Below are 19,205 nucleotides of genomic sequence, written 5' to 3' on the forward strand. Positions count from 1 at the left end.
TTAGTATCCGTCACATCAAATGTAATATACACCAGAGAGTAACAAAATTTACGTTGATGAAATGGTTTGTTTTTTCACATCTTTAAGGCCCTTCAGCATGCCCAGCACGGTTTCGAGCCATTCATCCGCAGCCTTGCCTTTCGTTTGAACGGAAATTTTGAGTTTTTTCCCTTCCATTCCCAGTCCGATTTGTCTGCCGTATTTGTTGCCAAGCTCAAACAGTTTCTGGCCGTCAATATCAGCACTAGCCTCTTCAGAAATGGTCAGCCTGACTGCATCTTTATCTTGCTTAATCAATTCGACCCGTTCATTTTTCGCATAAACCTTCATTTCAGCTACGGTAAACAAGTATTCAACTTCTTTTGGATAATTTCCAAACCTGTCAATCATCTCATCTTGAAGTTCATTTTTCTCTTCAATTGAAGCCACGGATCTGAAGCGTTTATACATATCAATTTTCTGTTTGCCGTCTTGAATGTAAGTTTCCGGAATGTACGCATCAAGCTCAAGATCAATTTCTGTTTCAAAATGCTCCGTTTTCGCTGTATCGCCTTTTCGCTCTTCTATGGCCTCTTTGAGCATTTGCGAATAGAGGTCAAATCCGACCGAATCGATAAAGCCGTGCTGCTGAGCGCCAAGAAGGTTTCCGGCTCCGCGAATCGTTAAGTCGCGCATGGCGATTTTAAAACCAGATCCCAGCTCTGTAAATTCTTTAATCGCCTGCAGTCTTTTTTCAGCTACTTCAGTAAGCACTTTATCCCGGCGATACGTGAAATACGCATACGCTACACGGTTAGAACGGCCGACACGTCCACGCAGCTGATAAAGCTGGGAAAGACCCATCTTATCGGCGTCAAACACGATCAGCGTATTCACGTTTGGAATATCTACACCCGTTTCAATGATTGTTGTGCTGACAAGAACGTCTGATTCCCCTTCCAGGAAACTCAGCATGACAGCTTCTAATTCATTTTCTGTCATTTTCCCGTGGGCATACGCAACCTTCGCGTCAGGGACAAGCATCGAAATCTCATCTGCTTTCCGTTCGATATCCTCTACCCTGTTGTATAAGAAATAGACTTGGCCACCGCGCGCAAGTTCGCGCTCAATCGCCTCTCTGACAAGGGCACCATTGTATTCCACAACATACGTCTGTACAGGGAAGCGGTTTTCCGGCGGCGTCTCGATCACCGAGAGATCCCTTACGCCAAGCATAGACATATGCAGCGTACGCGGAATCGGTGTCGCTGTTAATGTTAATACATCGACATTGGCTTTAATCTGTTTGATCTTTTCTTTATGGGTGACACCAAAACGCTGCTCCTCATCAATGATGAGCAGCCCTAAGTCTTTATAAACAACATCTTTTGATAACAGTCGGTGAGTCCCAATGACGATATCAACCGTTCCGTTTTTCAATCCTTTGATCGTTTCGTTTGCTTCTTTTCTTGTTCTGAATCGGCTAAGCAGGCCGATATTCATCGGGTAGTCCTGAAAGCGCTCTGTAATGGTCTCATAGTGCTGCTGAGCCAAAATGGTTGTCGGGACAAGCAGCGCGACCTGTTTTCCATCAGCGATTGCCTTAAACGCCGCACGGATGGCAACCTCTGTTTTTCCGTACCCTACGTCTCCGCAAAGCAGTCGATCCATCGGTCGCTCTCTTTCCATGTCTTTTTTGATTTCGTGAATAGAGCGGAGCTGATCCTCTGTCTCTTGATAAGGGAACGCCGATTCAAATTCACGCTGCATTTCATGATCGGGAGAAAACGCGTAGCCCTTGCTCGCTTCCCTTTCGGCATATAGTTTAATTAAGTCATCAGCGATGTCTTGAACGGATGTTTCTACTTTTTTCTTAACCCGCTTCCATTCGCTGCCGCCTAACTTATACAGCTTCGGTTCTTTTCCTTCAGAGCCGACATACTTCTGTACCTGGTCAATTTGTTCAACCGGCACATAAAGCTTGTCGCTTCCCTGATAGTGAATGTTCAAATAGTCTTTGTGAATTCCATTGATCTCAAGGGTTTCGATCCCTAAATACTTTCCGATCCCGTGATTAATATGAACGACATAATCACCAATTTGAAGCTCGGAATAGCTCTTGATGCGCTCTGCATTCGTAAGCTTCTGTTTTCGAGGCTTCTTTTTCACGCGGTTTTTAAACAATTCTTCTTCAGTAATGACAGCAAGCTTCATTAACGGCAGCTCAAATCCTGATTGAAGCTCGCCTTCCATGATATAAACCTGTCCCTGAACAAGCGCCTTTTTGCTGTCAGTCATCGCCGCTTCGATTTCATAATCGGCCAAAACAGAAGACAGTCTTTGTGTACGTTCCTTATTTGCTCCCAAAAACACAACGGTAAAGTTTGATTTTTTAAACCGCTCCATTTCACCGGCAAGAACATTCATTTGCCCGTGGAAGCTCTGCATTTGTCTGCTGGATACATTTACGATATTTTGCGGGCTCTTATGCTGAACATGGCGTAAAAACAAGGAATAGTACAGCAAAGGCCGTCTTTGTTCAGCAGCTATTTTTTGGAAGCTGAATGACAAACTGATGTCATGCAAAATCTTCCCTTCCTCCAGCAGATTTGTGACAAACTCCGCTTCTTCCTTTTGAAGCTGCTCTTCCATTTCATGAATCCGGCTGACTTCGTCCAAAATAAGAAGTGTGTTATCAGGTGTATAATCTAGCAAACTAGCAGGTTTTTCATAAAAATATGAAAGGTACTTCACCAGTTCTTGATCTGTCTGGCCTTCAGATAAACGTTCTTTATCATGAGAAATATTCATATGCAGGATTTCTTTTTGCTTGTCGAGCTTTAATTTTTTCAAGCTGTCGGCAAGGCCTTTATCCATCTTCTCTATAGCACGTGCTTTTTCTTCAGCTCTGATAATCAGTTCCTTTGCCGGACCAATACTGATGGAGGTCAAGGTTTCAATTGACCGCTGATCATCGGAGTTAAAGCTGCGGATGGAATCAACCTCGGTGTCGAATAATTCGATTCTGACCGGATGCTCAGAGGTCAGCGGATAAATGTCGATAATTCCGCCGCGAATACTGAATTCACCGGGTGCAGAAACCATATCAGATCGCTCGTATCCCACCTCTACCAGTCGGGATGCCAGCTGATCCGGTTCGATATCATGACCCACCTGAATGAGCATTTGGCTGTTTTTCCACACCTCTACCGGCGGCAGCATTCTTCTGACAGCCGCTACTGGAGCAACAACTATAGGCGTTTCTCCGTTTGTTAATCTATTAATGACATCTAAGCGCTGCGCCCGCAGTTCAGGGCTAGCCACCGCGATTTCTGATGATATGAGTTCATTGACGGGGTATAGAAGGACAGACCGATCCCCAAGAAGTGAAGTCAGATCATCCGTTACTTTCTGAGCTTGGTATAAATTATGGGTGATTAGAAAGATAGGCTTATTTGTTTCATTAGCCAGAGCAGAAGTGAAAACAGAACGCGCGGAACCTGAAAGACCCGCGAGCAGTTGTTCCTTCAGCCCCTCGTTTAAACCGTTGACGATGGATTTGAAGTCATCGCTTTCTTTAATAAAGGTTTGAATGTTGTCCATATGGCCCCTCCTCTCTGTTTTCTGCAAGAACAGAAAAACGCTTTGGTCTAGTGTCTACACCAAAGCTTTTTATTGAATAAATGTGTGATGTTCGTGGTAATGCGGATTTCGTTCGAGCGCCTCTTGGCAATCTTCACATATTGTAAGAACATGGACATCTCCATTGTCTTTATATGAAATCATATCGTTTCTTTCCTCGTTTGTTAAGTGCTCAAATCCAAGTGAGTTTGTCGATACCATGTAAGATTCCAGACTTCCAACTTTTACTCCGCAATGACGACAATAATAATGCAAAGCCATACAAGGGACCCTCCTGATGAAAAAGTCATTTTGGTGTAGTATGGGCTTTGATTATGTATTTTATACCTTCGCGTTGAATTCGTTCATAACCTCTAAAAACGGTTTGCTGAGAGAAGCCTCACAAGCCTTAACGGACTTTTCAATCGCTTCCTCAATTGCTGGTGTTTCATCCTTTGTAAACGCGCCTAAAACATAATCAACCACCTTCATGCCGTTCACTGGCCGCCCGATTCCGATACGGATGCGATCAAACTCAGGCGTTCCGAGATGCTGGATCAGTGATTTGATACCATTATGCCCGCCGGCACTGCCTTTCGTTCTTAGACGGATCTTGCCAGTCGGAAGATCCAGGTCATCGTAAATGACTTTTAAATCTTCGTTGTCTACATCATAATAATCCATTAAAGGCCGCAAACATTCTCCTGATAAATTCATATATGTAAGCGGTTTAACAAGTAGAACCTTTTTGCCGGAAACAAATCCTGTTCCGTATAATCCGTTAAATTTGCTCTGGTTCAGCTCAATGTTCCATTCCTTCGAAAGCTGGTCTATTGCCATAAATCCGACATTATGCCTTGTATTTTCATAGTTCTTTCCCGGGTTTCCGAGGCCAGCAATTACAAGCATGGCAAATCCTCCCTTAGTCACATAAGCTCCCGCTCTAACACGGGCTATAATTCTTCTCATTCTAGCACAAAAGACGTAACCGCGGGAGGGTTACGCCTTAAGCTATTATTGATCTTCGTTTTCACCTTCAGGCTGAGCATCGGCAGTTTCCTCTGCGTCTGTTTCTGCAGCATCCTGCTGCTGCGGAGGAAGAATAGAAGCCACAACTTCATCTGATTCGTGATTATAGGAGTAATCACCGCCGGCAGGCAAGTCCTCAATCGTGAGTACATCATTAACATCAAGACCAGAAATGTCTGCCTCGATCGATTGCGGAATTGCTTTTGGCTTCGCCTTCACGGTTAGAGCGTAAAGCGGCTGTTGCAATACGCCTCCATTTTTCACTCCAATTGCTTCTCCGGTCAGATGAATCGGCACTTCCACTTCAATTTCTTCACTCATATTGACTACTTGGAAGTCAGCATGAGTGACCTCATTTTTCAGCGGGTCCGTTTGCAGCTCTGTTACCATGACAGCGTGCTTCTCTCCGTTGACGTCGAGTGTAATGACTGTATTCTTGCCTTCATCCCTCAGTGTTTTGATAAGTTCCACACTGTCTAATGATACAGGTTTGTTTCCCGTGTCTTTCCCGTATATGATACCTGGAACATGTCCTGAAGTACGGATATCCCGAAGAGACGAACGGGTGAAACCTGTTCTTTCTTTTGCCGTTAACGTTGCCATATTCAGCACCATCCTATTATCGTTTTATTGTCCTATTAGAAACAATACCCAAAACGATAAAGGTTTAAACCTTTCAAAATCGGTTTAGCTGAAAAGGTAGCTGACAGATTGCTGCTCATGAACGCGAATAATCGCTTCAGCCAGAAGCGGTCCGACTGAAAGCTGCTTAAACCGTTCAATTTTCTTTTCTTCAGGAAGCTTGATGCTGTTTGTCACAACAAGCTCTTTAATTGTTGAGTTATTAATCCGTTCAACAGCAGGTCCTGATAGAACAGGATGTGTACAGCATGCATAAACTTCTTTTGCTCCGTTTTCAACAAGCGCATTAGCTGCAAGTGTAATGGTGCCGGCAGTATCAATGATATCATCGATAAGGATAGCGGTCTTCCCTTCGATATGACCTACAATATTCATGACTTCTGCCACATTCGGTCTCGGACGGCGCTTATCAATGATCGCAATCGGCGCTTTTAGTCTGTCAGCCAGTTTGCGGGCACGTGTCACACCGCCGTGGTCTGGTGAAACAATGACGATATCTTCAAGGTTTTTGCCTTCAAAATATTCTCCTAAAATCGGAACACCCATTAAGTGGTCAATCGGTATATCAAAGAATCCTTGAATTTGCGGCGCGTGCAGATCAAGCGCAATGACACGAGTGGCACCGGCAGTTTCAAGCAGATTTGCGAAAAGCTTTGCTGTGATTGGCTCACGGGATCTAGCTTTTCTGTCTTGACGCGCATAACCGTAATAAGGAATAACAATGTTAATGGTTTTTGCAGAAGCGCGTTTCAACGCATCTACCATAATCAACAGTTCCATAATATGCTCGTTAACGGGGTCACTTGTAGACTGGATGATGTAACAGTCACATCCGCGAATACTTTCTTCGATATTAATTTGGACTTCCCCGTCACTAAATCTTGTGACAGAACACTTCCCTAATTGAACTCCAACTATATCTGCGATTTCTTTTGCAAGCTCTGGATTAGAATTCAAAGAAAAAATCTTTAAATTCTTATCTCCGTATTGATTAGACATGGATAAACCTCCGAATTTAGGATTATTTTTTATGAATATTTTTCACATAATCGTCTTTATTTACTTGTCTCGCTCTGGCAATAGCAAGTGCTTTTCCAGGTACATCTTCCGTAACAGTTGAGCCTGCCGCTACATAAGCGCCTTCTCCGACTGTGACAGGGGCAACCAAATTGGAGTTGCAGCCGATAAATGCGCCGTCTTCAATTTTCGTCAAATATTTATTCTTTCCATCATAATTGACAGTAATTGAACCGCAGCCCAAGTTGACGTCTGTGCCTACTTCGGCATCCCCGACATAGCTTAAATGAGAAGCCTTGCTTCGGTCTCCGAATTGCGTCTTTTTGATTTCAACAAAATTCCCGATCTTCACTTCATTCCCGATGACAGAATCAGGCCTGATGTGAGCAAAAGGTCCTATGTTTACATCATTCCCCACTTTACTGTGATTGACTACCGATTGTTTAATCACAGTACGGCTGCCAATTGAACTATTCATAATTTCAGTATGAGGGCCGATAATCGTATCTTCTCCGATTTGCACCTCACCTTTAATCACAGTTCCGGGATAAATCACAGTATCGCTTCCGATGACAGCTTCAGGAGAAATATACGTATTCATCGGGTCAATCAGCGTAACGCCATTTTGCATATGCCGTTTATTAATCCGCTCTTTCATATACAATTCAGCCTGAGAAAGAGCAACTCTATCATTAACTCCGAGCGTTTCTTGGAAGTTACCAGTCTGGTAAGCGGCAACAGTTTCGCCTTCATTTTTGAGGATCTCTATCACATCCGGCAAATAATACTCGCCTTGAACATTATCGTTCGATACTTGGTCAATGGCCCGGAATAGAGCTTCATTATCAAAACAATACGTTCCAGTATTGATTTCAGTCACAAGACGTTCTTCCTCTGAAGCGTCCTTGTGCTCCACGATTTTTTGAACCGCTCCGCTCTCACCGCGAATAATTCGGCCGTATCCAGTGGGATCTTCTGCGACTGCAGTCAAGATCGTAGCTTTTGCTTCTTTTTGTGTATGTTCTTTCAGCATCGCTTCCATTGTCTCCGCTGTTAAAAGCGGCGTATCTCCGCAAATGACAATCGTTACACCTTTTTCGTCAGCAAGAAATGGCTGTGCCTGTTTTACAGCATGAGCAGTGCCAAGCTGTTCTGCTTGAAGCGCATACTCGCTTTTATCACCAAGCTGCTTTTTCACTTCTTCCGCACCATGTCCGACAATCGTGACAAGCTTCGTTAAAGATAACTTTAAGGCTTCGTCTACGACGTGCTCTACCATAGGCTTACCGCAAACTGGATGAAGGACTTTGTAAAGCTTTGATTTCATTCTCGTTCCTTGTCCAGCCGCTAAAACAACTGCAAACCGCTTATCCATTTAATGGCCTCCAATATCCCTTTTATCCATAGAAAAATATATCCTAAATATCAGTTGATTTCAAGGAGACTTCATGAAGTGCAAGAATTTTCTATGGGTGCATTTTAGTTTGAAAAATCAGAATTAAAAAAGGACTGCCGGAAAAAGGCTTGTCTCAGCCCTATCAGCAGTCCTTGCTTTTTGGTTATTTTTTAAGAAGCTCCAGCTTCTTCGAATTCTAATGCTTCAGTGTCACCCAGACGATGATACTCATTTAACACGGCATCTTGAATCTTTCCTCGCGTGCTTGAATTAATAGGATGAGCAATATCGCGGAACTCTCCATCAGGGGTGCGTTTACTCGGCATCGCAACGAAAAGACCATTGTTTCCATCAATCACACGAATATCATGAACAACAAATTCGTGATCCAGCGTGATGGATGCAATCGCTCTCATGCGACCATCGGTATTCACGCGGCGTAATCTTACGTCAGTAACTTCCACAGTAGTTCACCACCTTTTCCCTATATAAAAGCATTAGTTTATCAATTCCACGATTTTTCCTGAATTCCTGCTGTTTTTAAAAATATTTTTTGAAAAAATAGGATATAAATACACAATTAGGTCATAACGCTTTTATTTTGGGCATAAGGTAAATAAAAAAGTGATTCCGAGTTTACCCAGAATCACTTTTCTTATTATTTTACTAACGCAATCACTTCGATTTCGACTAATGCATCCTTTGGAAGTCTCGCAACTTCAACGCAAGATCTCGCCGGTTTGTGCGTGTCAAAATATTGTCCGTACACTTCGTTCACTTCCGCAAACTGTTCCATGTCCGCGATAAATACAGTTGCCTTTACAACGGTTTCAAAAGAAGCACCCGCTTCTTCCAACACCGCTTTTAAGTTGCTGAATACTTGATGCGTCTGCTCCTTAATATCACCGTTTACCATCTCACCTGAAGGCGTCAAAGGAATTTGGCCTGAGCTGTAAAACATATTATTGACGATGATCCCTTGTGAGTAAGGTCCAATTGCCGCTGGGGCATGTTTTGTGTGGATTGCTTTTGTCATGATTCCGTCTCTCCATTCTTCAAAAGATTGTCTTTAAAAAAACGCAGAAAATTGCCATTCTGAATTTCAATGGACTTATCTTTCATGTTGATCGTTGAAAGAGTTAGAAGTGACATATATTCATCAACAAGACGTTCATCTACTCCTTCGGCTTCGACCAAGACGCCGATCCCCGCGACATTCGCATTAAACTCATCCAACAGGTTAATCATACCATTAATTGTGCCGCCTGCTTTCATAAAGTCATCAATAATGAGTACGTTTGAACCCGTTTTCATGCTTCTTTTTGCAAGTGACATCGTTTGAATGCGGTTTGAGGAGCCTGACACGTAATTAATGCTAACCGTGGAGCCCTCCGTTACCTTGTTATCCTTGCGCACAATGACGACAGGCACATTCAGATAACTCGCAGCTGCATACGCAAGAGGGATGCCTTTCGTGGCAACGGTCATGACAACGTCAATTTCACGGTCCGCAAATACAGAAGCAAACAGCTTTCCAACCTTGGAGAGAACAGATGGCTTTCCTAAGATATCCGTTAAATACACATAACCGCCCGGAAGGATACGCTCAGGATTTGCCAATGACTGTCCAAGGGTCTGAACGAACTCTTCAGCTTCAGCCTGCTTCATTTTCGGAATATATTTGACACCTCCGGCAGCACCGGGAACAGTAAGCAAGGTACCAATCCCCTGCTGCTCAAAGGTTTGCTTTATAATTGTTAAATCTTCACTGATCGATGATTTTGCAGATTCATACCGCTCAGAAAAAAAGGTTAACGGTATTAACTCGTGCGGATGGGTTAACAAATAATTTGTTAAGTCCACCAATCTGCCGCTGCGACGAAACTTCATGAACTTACCCCCAAAATCCGAATATTTTAAGATCAATATAACTTAACATACGGATTTAATCAAGAGCGTTCTGTTCGCCGATCATTCTCACTGCATATACCTGATCGCAGAAACCTCTTAACCCGTTATAAATCCTCTGTACCTTAGACTCATACTGAACCAGTCCAAACACAGTCGGACCGCTTCCGCTCATTAACACAGCATCTGCACCAAAGCGTTTCATCTGGTTTTTGATCATCGCGACTTCAGGATGCATATCAAGCGTTACAGACTCCAACACATTGCCTAAACGGCTGCACATCTTTTGAAAGCTCTTTTCCTCAATCGCGTCAATCATGCCGTTTACATCCGGGTGTTCCATCTCATCAAGCTTCAGCTGTCTGTAGACCTCGGCCGTGGAAACGCCGATTGTCGGCTTCGCCAAAATGACCCAGCAATGCGGAGGCGGGCTGATGTGTTTGATCTTTTCACCGCGTCCGGTAGCAAGCGCAGTTCCGCCATAGACGCAAAACGAGACGTCTGAGCCAATTTCCGCTCCCAGCTCCGCCAGCGTTTCTGCAGAAAGATTTAAATTCCACAGTCTGTTCAGTCCTCTGAGCGTTGCCGCCGCATCACTGCTTCCGCCAGCAAGGCCGGCAGCCACCGGGATCACCTTAGTGATCATAATGGAAACTCCCTTTTTCACGTTGTATCTGTCTTTGACGAGCTTGGCAGCCTGATAAGCTAAGTTTCTTTGGTCATCGGGCACAAAGCGGTTGTGGGATGAAACCCTCACTACATCTTCTGCCAGCTCCGTCAATTCAATCCGATCCGCTAAATCAATTGTCGTCATAATCATTTCGACTTCATGATAACCATCCGGGCGTTTTCGGGTAACGTCGAGTGACAGATTGATCTTGGCTGGCGCTTTTTCTAAAATACGCATAGCTTTCACCTACTTCTCCATCTAAACATAAGTATGAACATTGTATCACATTTGAAGTACGGGATGAACATATCCATATTGGAGCTATTATGTATTTACATCCAAAATCAAAAACCGGGGAACCATACGTCCCCCGGGTCACATTCCTTATCGGTTATTCTGATTCTGAGCCATTTGCTGTTCGGCGATTTCAATTGCCCGTTTTACCATGTTTCCGGCATCGCGGGCACGAATGCCGCCCCAACCTTCATTTTTTACAGTGTCGTAAAAACCAAGGTCCTTAGCCAGCTCATATTTAAACTCATCTGACATAACTCCACGACGTCTGCCCAAACGAAACAACCCCTTTTTTTAGAGATGATAACGATTCGTGCACGTCACGATAAAATGTGACCGTTTTTATCTTTTGTTTAATGACAGTGAAAGTATCGAGAGAATTAATGGAAACCAAAAAAAGGCAAAACAAAAAGCAGTAAACAAAAAGTTCACTGCCCGTTAAAATGCTACTGAACTTGCCGCGTCATCATTAAATGTCAGCTCAACAGTCTCAGTCAAAATATCAGCATAACTGTATGAAACTCTTTCAAACGAGTTCTCGTCTTGATCTAGTTGTATCACAAAAACAGCAGGGTACGTCTCAGCTAAAATGCCCGAGCGCTCAATCGTTTTTCGGCGGCCACCGTTTGCTTTTAACGTCAGCCTTTTACCTAAATTTCCATCAAGCGACCTTTTAATATCGGACAACGTCTTCGCCATTGCATCCACCTCACTACATTTATTGTACAACACGAGCCCATTTTTGTCAAATAAAATTTAAATTATATCAACGTTAATAAGACGTTGTCAACAAAATTATTTTGACAAAATTCTATGATTCCTCAAATATTTTCCGCAAGTTTCGGTAAATTATGTATCATTATGCAAAATAAAAACCCCGAATAAATCATCTATCCGGGGTTAATTGGACTTGTAAGGCATTCCGACCCTCAGTACTCCTCTTGTTTCAATGCCTCCAAGTCCTTTCTCTCTTGTCAGTGTATTCCGAAGCACTTCCCATACATTGATTCGTTCCATAAAAGGCGTAAAGCTGATTTTCGCTACGATATATACAGGATCAAGAGCGTGAATGTTTACTCTTGAAGGAGAACTCGCGAAATTCGCCCCCGCTCTTATTAGTGATTCAAAATGGGATTGGCAAGCCCCCGCAAAAATAACAAGCTGATCTAAGTGAGGGATTTTTTTTCGGGCTTTATGAACTGTTTCGACAAAGTGTTTTGAATGTCTGTATGCGCTCAAATCATCAATGCCGCCCTTTTGCTTGGAGTATGCATCATGCCCGGTAATCACCAGGATGTCAGGTCGATATTTGTCGAGCAATTCTTCTATAGAAGCAGACATTTTCTTTTCGTGGCAATGAATGCCGTAAACCGGCACACCGATTTTTTTATAGACACTCAGGCATTTTTTCAAATACGCCTCATCACCGTCCATATGAAGCACCTTGCCCGGCATATGAAAATAATGCTCCTGATGCTGATACTGGCTTGTTGCATAGTACTCCTGTTTCTCTCTCAGCAGTTTATAATCTTGACGGAGCAACTCAAGTGATTCATTCATTCTGCTTTCATCTTTCTTTTTTCGCATCAGCTGCTCATCTTTTTGCACGGCCACCAAATCAGAAAAATACGCATCAGCAATCAGCCTGACTTCGTCACCATGCAAAATGGCGATTGAATTCCCTGTACTTGTTTGCTCTATCCCTATAATGCGAAACAAAACATCCATTTGATAGGATTTTCTGGCTACCATATCCCCTATTTGAAATTGCACGTTCCTCACTCCACACATAGACTAAGCCTCATCATGAAAGAAAGAGCCTTGAGAAAAGCGCCTTTTTTCGCTGAGTGCAAGTTTTTCTAATCATTGGATTTTAAGGTCCTTCTCTAGCCTATGTAGCGGCAGTCCATCTGGTGCGAAAACAAAAAGCCCTTTTAAAAAAGGGCTTTGTACAATCCGTTAGACAGCGCGGCGAACTCCTCAATAGACAAGGATTCACCTCTGCGCTTGCCGTCAATATTCGTTTCTTCCAGCACTTGCTCGATCGTTGGTTTTTTTGCTTTTCCATCAGGCAGATTGTTCACTAAGTTATTAAGCAATGTTTTACGGCGCTGAGCAAAACTCGCCTTAATTAACTGAAAGAAAAAGGCTTCGTTTTCTACATCCACTGCCGGGCCGTCGCGGCGAATCAGCCGAATGACTGCTGAATCTACATTAGGCTGAGGAACAAATACCGTTTTCGGAACGATCATCACCGTTTTGGCCTCTGTATAAAATTGCACAGCAATAGAAAGTGAACCGTATTCCTTAGATGAAGGATCAGCTGCCATACGTTCGGCCACTTCCTTTTGCAGCATAACGACAATCCCCTTCAGCGGGAGATTTTCTTCAAGCAGCTTCATGATAATCGGCGTTGTCACATAATAAGGAAGGTTGGCTACAACCATCACCTCATCACAGTCCTTAAATTGCTCTTCAATGACCGATTTGACGTCAGCCTTAAGCACATCTTGATGAATGACAGTGACATTGTCATAAGGGGAGAGCGTGTCTTTAAGGATCGGCAATAAACGCTGATCAATTTCAAATGCCACGACCTTTTTCGCCCGCTTGGCCAACTGTTCAGTCAAAGCCCCGATTCCCGGGCCGATTTCAATGACACCGGTTTTCTCTGTCACTTCGGCGTGGTCGACAATTCTGTCTAAAATGTTCGTATCGATTAAGAAATTCTGTCCCAAACTCTTTTTAAAAGAAAAACCGTATTTCTTCAGTATCTCTTTCGTTCTAATCGGTGTCGCAATATCTTTATTCATTCTGTTCCTCCCGCATGACGGTATCGAGCGCACTCATAAAATCACTTTTTTTAATTTGAAACATTTGCAGCCGTTTTTGAAGCTGTTTGCCATTTGTATATCCGATTTTCAGCAAATCACCAAGACGTTCACGGCGGCGTTTTGCTTCAGATCCGCCAATCAGCCCGGCGTGAATCAGGTCTTCCGCAGAAATTTCACTCGGCTGTGCTTCCATTTCTTCGTGCACGTTTTCTAAACATGCCCTGATGCTTTCAATCGATGCGTGTTCTACGCCAATTCCCCGTTTGTTCTTAGGTTTCGCAAGATGCTTTGGCAAAAATGCATGCTTACAGCCAGGTACAGCCTCGGAAATGGTTTTTCGTATTTTTTCTCCCGGGAAATCCGGATCCGTTAAGATAATGACTCCTCTGGTTTCCTGAGCCAAACGGATTTGTTCAATCACATGGTCACCGATGGCTGAACCATTTGTTTCAATTGTGTCTGCATCAACAGCCAATTTGATGCGGGCCGTATCGTCACGCCCCTCGACCACAATGATTTCTTTAATTTTCATTATTTCCTCCAAGACAAAATAAAAACTTTTGTATATTGATGAAACTTTTTCATATTTCGAGCGTCTAATAAGCAGAAAATACACTTCGTCTATTATAACGAAAAAAACAGAGGGCGCAAAACCCTCTGTATAGATAAGTATATATTAATTCAAGATTTTAATTTTAACTGTTTTATTTCCCCATCGGTAAGCCGATGATTTCTCAGGGAAAAAGACATCTATTTTATTCCCTTTAATCGCTGAACCCGTATCAGCAGCAACGGCGTATCCATATCCTTCAACGTGGACTTTTGAGCCTAGCGGAATGACATTTGGATCTACTGCGATGACTTTTGCATTAGGATTATTTTTCAGATTAACGCCTGTAGCCGTATGCCCTGAACATCCGCTGCAGCTTGCCGTATAAGCCGTAGATGATACTGTCATGACTTTACCGGTTGATTCATTGCTCCGAGACACAACTGGTTTTGAATCGCTAGAAGCACTGACCTTTTCAATCTTCGGACTGCTTTGCTTCGTGCCGATCGCAACCACTTTATCTTTGCTTTGCTCGGCTGTTTCTTCTTTTACAAGCTCTCTGGAAACTTCTTCGCCGTTTTCCTTTACGACTTCATAATGTTTTTTGAGCTTGCCTTCTTTTCCTTTTTGAACGACCTTTTCTTTCCCTTTTTCAAGAGATGCGTCTTCTTGCTTTTTCACATCAAACGCTATTTTCTCTTCAACTACATCGGTGACCTTTTCGATACGAGTTATTGTAATATCAGCCTTTCCTTTCGTTAGCTTTTCGTCTAACGCAGGCTTGATTTTATCTTCGTCTTTTATGTTCATCTTTTGCTGTTTTAAAAAGTCAGCGACCGTAGTCGAAGTCGTCCAGATCTTCTTTTCTTTCCCCGCATCGTTCACAGTGACTTGGAACGCAGGTTCTATGTTAATTTTCATGTCTTTCGAAACTTCTGTATCTATTGCAGGATCAATTTGATCGTGTTCTTTCACATCAACATCTTGTTCGTCCAGTAATGCACCGACCGTTTTTGCTGTTGACCATAATGTCTTTTCTTCCCCGTTTAAAGTAAGCTTCACAGGTTTTGCAGCCTCATACACAACATTCATATCTGCTGTTATCTGTGTCTTTTTAGCAGGTGTGATCTTATCTTCGTCTCTTGTCTTTATATCGAGTGTTTCTAAAAGATCACCGACTGTTTTTGCATGTGTGCGTATATTTTTCTTTTTGCCGTTGATAGAAACTGAGACTGATTGTTTCGTCAGCTCATGAGCTGCGTACGCAGTCCCGCTTCCCGCCAGCAGCAAACAAGCAGCAACCAGAATGACTTTGCTTTTGCTAAGCTTTACGGAAAACAGCTTTTTCATTTTTTGTGTGATGAAAAACGCCTCCTTCTCCTCGGAGAGATTATATAGAGTATCTAAAAGGCTGTCAACCCTCCCTTCTCCTTCTCCCAAAAGCTCAGTGTCTTCTTCATTATCCTGAAATACACTGAGAAACGGAAGAAAGACTTGTCGACAAACCTATCCTATGAGGAGAAGAAAGCATGTAGAACTTTTATGGAAAAACGCCGGAACGGACAAGCTCTTACAAAACCCGCTAGCGTTTTTTGTCAGTTTATACGGAAAAGTCTTTTTGCATTTTCAGTCGTGATTGATGCAATTTCTTCAAAGGTTGTTCCTCTTAATTCAGCAATCTGCTCCGCCACATATTTTACATAGCTTGGCTCATTTCTTTTCCCTCGAAAAGGAGTAGGTGTAAGAAACGGACAGTCAGTTTCAATCAGCAGCCTATCATTCGGAATTTCCTTTACAACTTCCTTCGGTTTCTTCGCATTTTTAAAGGTGACAGGACCGCCAAATGACAAATAAAAATTCATCTTCATACATTCTCTTGCAACTTCGATACTGCCCGTAAAGCAATGCATGATGCCGCCGACTTCGTCTGCGCCTTCCTCTTTCAAAATGGTAACAACATCCTCTGTCGCATCACGGTTGTGAATAATAATAGGAAGATTGACCTCTTTTGCCAAGGCAATTTGTTTTCTGAATACTTCTTTTTGAACATCTTTAGGAGATTTATCCCAATGATAATCAAGGCCCATTTCTCCTATCGCTACCACTTTTTCGTGAGCAGAAAGCTCTTTAATCCAAGCCAAATCTTCCTCTGTCATGTCAATGGCGTCAACCGGGTGCCAGCCGATAGCAGCATAAATAAAATCATATTCCTCAATCATTTCCATCGCCCTGGTAATGGTCGGCCGATCAAAACCGACGACTACAATACGGTCCACTTTTTCAGCTTTCGCCCGCTCAATAACCTCTTCAAGATCTGTATTGTATTGTTCTGCATTTAAATGCGCATGTGTGTCAAATAACATAAATAAAAAAACTCCTTTCTTGTCGAAACACAAAAGGTGTTCGACGAATTGTTACACGTGAAACACCTTTTGTTTATCATTATTTAATTCTTGTGCCTTTCGGTAAGGACTGATCGATGGATACGACTTTTAATACGCCGTCTGCTTCTCCTGCAAGGATCATTCCTTGAGAAAGCTCTCCTCTCAGCTTAACCGGTTTTAGATTTGTTACACATACAAGTTTTGTTCCAATAAGCTGCTCAGGCTTATAATGTTTTGCAATGCCGGATACGACTTGGCGTTTCTCAAAGCCTAGATCAAGCTGGAGCTTCAGTAAGCGGTCTGCTTTTTTCACTGGCTCTGCTTCGATGACCTCTGCCACACGAAGTTCGACATTCATGAACTGATCAATCGTAATTTCAGGTAAACGGTCTACCTCTTGCGGCTCTTCTACTTTTTTCTCTTCTTTAGCTGGTGCTGAGCCCTGCATTTTCCCTTTGATGTACGCAATTTCTTCTTCTGCCTCTAAACGCGGGAATAACGGTTCGCCTTTTTGCACTTTTGTATCTTTAAGCTGGCCGAAAGCAGTAATGCTGTCCCAGGCTTTTAAAGCATCATCCGTGATGCCCAGCTGCTCAAACATTTTTACCGGTGTTTTTGTCAGGAACGGCTGAAGCAGTACGGCTGAAATACGCAATGATTCAGCAAGGTGATACATAACCGACTGCAGTTCTTTTTCTTTTTCAGGATCTTTGGCAAGAACCCATGGAGCCGTTTCGTCAATGTATTTATTTGTACGGCTGATCAACTGCCATAACGTTGAAAGAGCGACCGAAAATTCCATATTTTCCATTGCTTCTTCATATGATTTCACTGTTTCCTCAGCCACAGAAGAAAGCGTTTGGTCAAATTCCGTAACGGCACCTTTGTAAGAACCGATTTGCCCGTCAAAATATTTATTGATCATAGCAACAGTACGATTCAAAAGGTTACCTAAATCATTCGCTAAGTCATAGTTAATCCGTTCAACAAAACCTTCCGGCGTGAAGACACCGTCAGATCCAAACGGCACTTCGCGAAGCAGGTAATAACGAAGTTCATCTAAACCGTAGCGTTCGATGAGTGTGACTGGATCAACAACATTGCCTTTGGATTTCGACATTTTTCCGTCTTTCATCAAAAGCCAGCCATGCGCAAATACTTGCTTCGGCAGCGGAAGATCCAGAGCCATCAGCATAATCGGCCAATAAATGGTATGGAATCGCACAATTTCCTTACCAACTAAATGAACATCGGCAGGCCAATATTTTTGATATAGCTCATCATTTTCTGTATCATAACCGAGTGCTGTTAAATAGTTGCATAGTGCGTCGATCCAAACATACACAACATGTTTTGGATTCTCCGGCACCTTCACACCCCAGTCAAATGTCGTGCGTGAAACAGCTAAATCCTCAAGGCCGGGTTTGATGAAGTTGTTAATCATCTCGTTTTTACGTGACTCCGGCTGAATGAAGGTTGGGTTTTCTTCATAGAATTTTAAAAGACGGTCAGCATATTTCCCCATACGGAAGAAATAGGATTCCTCTTTGATCAATTCGACAGGGTGCCCGCTGTCAGGGCTTTTCCCGCCAATAACCTCACCCTTTTCATTTCGTTCAATATCCACAAGCTGAGTTTCCGTATAAAATGTTTCATCAGGGATACTGTACCAGCCCTCGTATTCATCAAGATAGATGTCCCCGTTATCAAGAAGCTTTTGAAACACCTTTTCTATGACGACTTTATGCCGTTTTTCAGTTGTGCGGATAAAGTCATCGTTTGAGATTTCAAGCTGTTTCCACAGTTTCTGAATATCTGCCGCTGCGCGATCCACATACTCCTGAGGCGTAATGTTTTCCTGTTCAGCTTTTTGCTGGATCTTCTGCCCATGCTCGTCCGTTCCCGTTAAATAGCGGACATCAAAGCCTTTTAATCGTTTGTAGCGAGCCATTGCGTCACCCGCGACTGTCGTATACGCATGGCCGATATGTAATTTTCCGCTCGGATAATAAATCGGTGTTGTAATGTAAAATGTATTGTTTTCTTGCGGCATCTTGAAACCTCCCAATCAGAATGTCAAAAAGCTCCCGCCCAAAGGACGAGAGCGGCGATAAGTGCAAATCATATATGATTACCTATTTTTATATTTATCCTTTATCTATGATACCATCTTAGCCTTTAAGATCAAGGATATATACGTATGCCCCTAAAAAGAATAATTAAAATTAAAAATGTTTAATGAAAATAAAAAAAGTCTGTTCATGTCGAATTTTGTCGTATATAATCTTACCGTATAAAAAACCTTGGTTCGAAAGTCTTGATTTAAAAGGATTTTTCATAGGATAATAGCTTTATTAGAAAATTATAAAATGCTGTTATTCCGGTATTTTCAAAGCCATTACTGACTATAAGAACTAAATCTTACAATCAATAGTAAACAAAAGGATTGACGATTATTGGAAACCTTGTTATGCTATGAAGGTAAGGATTTTGTCGAATAATGACGAAGAAAAATATAATTTAAACAATAATTATCTCTTGGGAGGAGAATGTTTATGAAATCTACTGGTATTGTACGTAAAGTTGATGAATTAGGACGTGTAGTGATTCCTATCGAACTGCGTCGTACTCTTGGAATCGCAGAAAAAGATGCTCTTGAAATTTATGTTGATGATGAAAAAATCATCCTTAAAAAATATAAACCAAACATGACTTGCCAAGTAACTGGTGAAGTTTCTGACGATAACCTTAAACTTGCTGGCGGCAAATTGGTGCTAAGCAAAGAAGGCGCTGAGCAAATCATCAGCGAAATCCAAAACCAGCTTCAAAACCTTAAATAATCCTTTTTTACACAAAAAACGTTCTTGTTATGACACAAGAA

19 protein-coding genes are annotated in these 19,205 nt (G+C 42.5%); 1 reads left to right on the forward strand and 18 read right to left on the reverse strand.

Translation table 11 applies throughout. The annotated features are described in order from the left end of the window. Positions 1 to 48: 48 nt before the first annotated feature. From mfd to metG, 18 genes are all read right to left on the reverse strand, one after another. Complete coding sequence (gene mfd, locus M1D69_RS20945; protein ID WP_458105006.1) at positions 49 to 3,582, reverse strand: transcription-repair coupling factor; 3,534 nt, start codon at positions 3,580 to 3,582, stop codon at positions 49 to 51. A 69-nt stretch (positions 3,583 to 3,651) separates the two neighbouring features. Next, positions 3,652 to 3,882, reverse strand: coding sequence for an anti-sigma-F factor Fin (locus tag M1D69_RS20950; protein WP_458105005.1), 231 nt, complete (start codon positions 3,880 to 3,882; stop codon positions 3,652 to 3,654). A gap of 60 nt (positions 3,883 to 3,942) precedes the next feature. Then, positions 3,943 to 4,509, reverse strand: coding sequence for an aminoacyl-tRNA hydrolase (gene pth / locus M1D69_RS20955; RefSeq protein ID WP_458105004.1), 567 nt, complete (start codon positions 4,507 to 4,509; stop codon positions 3,943 to 3,945). 105 nt (positions 4,510 to 4,614) lie between these two features. After that, positions 4,615 to 5,232: a 50S ribosomal protein L25/general stress protein Ctc gene (locus tag M1D69_RS20960; protein WP_458105003.1), complete on the reverse strand. Its 618-nt coding sequence runs from the start codon at positions 5,230 to 5,232 to the stop codon at positions 4,615 to 4,617. 84 nt (positions 5,233 to 5,316) lie between these two features. Further along, on the reverse strand, positions 5,317 to 6,270 hold the full coding sequence (locus M1D69_RS20965) for a ribose-phosphate diphosphokinase (RefSeq protein WP_458105002.1): 954 nt from the start codon (positions 6,268 to 6,270) through the stop codon (positions 5,317 to 5,319). A gap of 22 nt (positions 6,271 to 6,292) precedes the next feature. Further along, positions 6,293 to 7,663, reverse strand: coding sequence for a bifunctional UDP-N-acetylglucosamine diphosphorylase/glucosamine-1-phosphate N-acetyltransferase GlmU (glmU, locus tag M1D69_RS20970; RefSeq protein WP_458105001.1), 1,371 nt, complete (start codon positions 7,661 to 7,663; stop codon positions 6,293 to 6,295). Between the two features lie 191 nt (positions 7,664 to 7,854). Beyond that, positions 7,855 to 8,148: a septation regulator SpoVG gene (gene spoVG, locus M1D69_RS20975; RefSeq protein ID WP_003218346.1), complete on the reverse strand. Its 294-nt coding sequence runs from the start codon at positions 8,146 to 8,148 to the stop codon at positions 7,855 to 7,857. Between the two features lie 194 nt (positions 8,149 to 8,342). Then, entirely contained in the window at positions 8,343 to 8,720 is a 378-nt protein-coding gene (gene ridA, locus M1D69_RS20980) for a 2-iminobutanoate/2-iminopropanoate deaminase (protein ID WP_084993269.1), read from the reverse strand. Further along, entirely contained in the window at positions 8,717 to 9,574 is an 858-nt protein-coding gene (purR, locus tag M1D69_RS20985; RefSeq protein WP_024123618.1) for a pur operon repressor, read from the reverse strand. Before purR ends, ridA begins: the two co-directional genes overlap by 4 nt. A gap of 55 nt (positions 9,575 to 9,629) precedes the next feature. Continuing rightward, positions 9,630 to 10,499 (reverse strand): 4-(cytidine 5'-diphospho)-2-C-methyl-D-erythritol kinase, encoded by an 870-nt coding sequence (gene ispE, locus M1D69_RS20990; RefSeq protein ID WP_458106093.1) that lies wholly within the window; start codon positions 10,497 to 10,499, stop codon positions 9,630 to 9,632. A 147-nt stretch (positions 10,500 to 10,646) separates the two neighbouring features. Beyond that, positions 10,647 to 10,832 carry a small, acid-soluble spore protein, alpha/beta type gene (locus M1D69_RS20995; protein WP_010332697.1) on the reverse strand — a complete coding sequence of 62 codons (186 nt, stop codon included), beginning with the start codon at positions 10,830 to 10,832 and terminating at the stop codon, positions 10,647 to 10,649. A gap of 162 nt (positions 10,833 to 10,994) precedes the next feature. Continuing rightward, entirely contained in the window at positions 10,995 to 11,255 is a 261-nt protein-coding gene (gene veg / locus M1D69_RS21000) for a biofilm formation stimulator Veg (protein ID WP_024123616.1), read from the reverse strand. Between the two features lie 201 nt (positions 11,256 to 11,456). After that, positions 11,457 to 12,329 carry a sporulation-specific protease PrtG gene (prtG, locus tag M1D69_RS21005; protein ID WP_024123615.1) on the reverse strand — a complete coding sequence of 291 codons (873 nt, stop codon included), beginning with the start codon at positions 12,327 to 12,329 and terminating at the stop codon, positions 11,457 to 11,459. A 161-nt stretch (positions 12,330 to 12,490) separates the two neighbouring features. After that, on the reverse strand, positions 12,491 to 13,369 hold the full coding sequence (gene rsmA, locus M1D69_RS21010) for a 16S rRNA (adenine(1518)-N(6)/adenine(1519)-N(6))-dimethyltransferase RsmA (RefSeq protein ID WP_024123614.1): 879 nt from the start codon (positions 13,367 to 13,369) through the stop codon (positions 12,491 to 12,493). After that, on the reverse strand, positions 13,362 to 13,922 hold the full coding sequence (rnmV, locus tag M1D69_RS21015; RefSeq protein ID WP_044153503.1) for a ribonuclease M5: 561 nt from the start codon (positions 13,920 to 13,922) through the stop codon (positions 13,362 to 13,364). The genes rsmA and rnmV overlap by 8 nt, the downstream gene beginning before the upstream one ends. Before the next feature lie 144 nt (positions 13,923 to 14,066). Next, the gene (locus M1D69_RS21020; protein WP_458105000.1) at positions 14,067 to 15,380 is read right to left on the reverse strand and encodes a ubiquitin-like domain-containing protein; all 1,314 of its coding nucleotides are present in this window, start codon (positions 15,378 to 15,380) and stop codon (positions 14,067 to 14,069) included. A gap of 155 nt (positions 15,381 to 15,535) precedes the next feature. Further along, the gene (locus M1D69_RS21025) at positions 15,536 to 16,303 is read right to left on the reverse strand and encodes a TatD family hydrolase (RefSeq protein ID WP_199398715.1); all 768 of its coding nucleotides are present in this window, start codon (positions 16,301 to 16,303) and stop codon (positions 15,536 to 15,538) included. Between the two features lie 79 nt (positions 16,304 to 16,382). After that, a complete protein-coding gene (gene metG / locus M1D69_RS21030) occupies positions 16,383 to 18,377 on the reverse strand; it encodes a methionine--tRNA ligase (protein WP_458104999.1) in 1,995 nt (664 codons plus the stop codon). Positions 18,378 to 18,873: 496 nt separating this feature from the next. Between metG and abrB the strand changes: the two genes are divergently transcribed. After that, positions 18,874 to 19,164 carry a transition state genes transcriptional regulator AbrB gene (gene abrB, locus M1D69_RS21035; RefSeq protein WP_003226760.1) on the forward strand — a complete coding sequence of 97 codons (291 nt, stop codon included), beginning with the start codon at positions 18,874 to 18,876 and terminating at the stop codon, positions 19,162 to 19,164. Positions 19,165 to 19,205 lie beyond the last annotated feature (41 nt).

This window comes from Bacillus sp. PK3-037 (assembly GCF_054161355.1).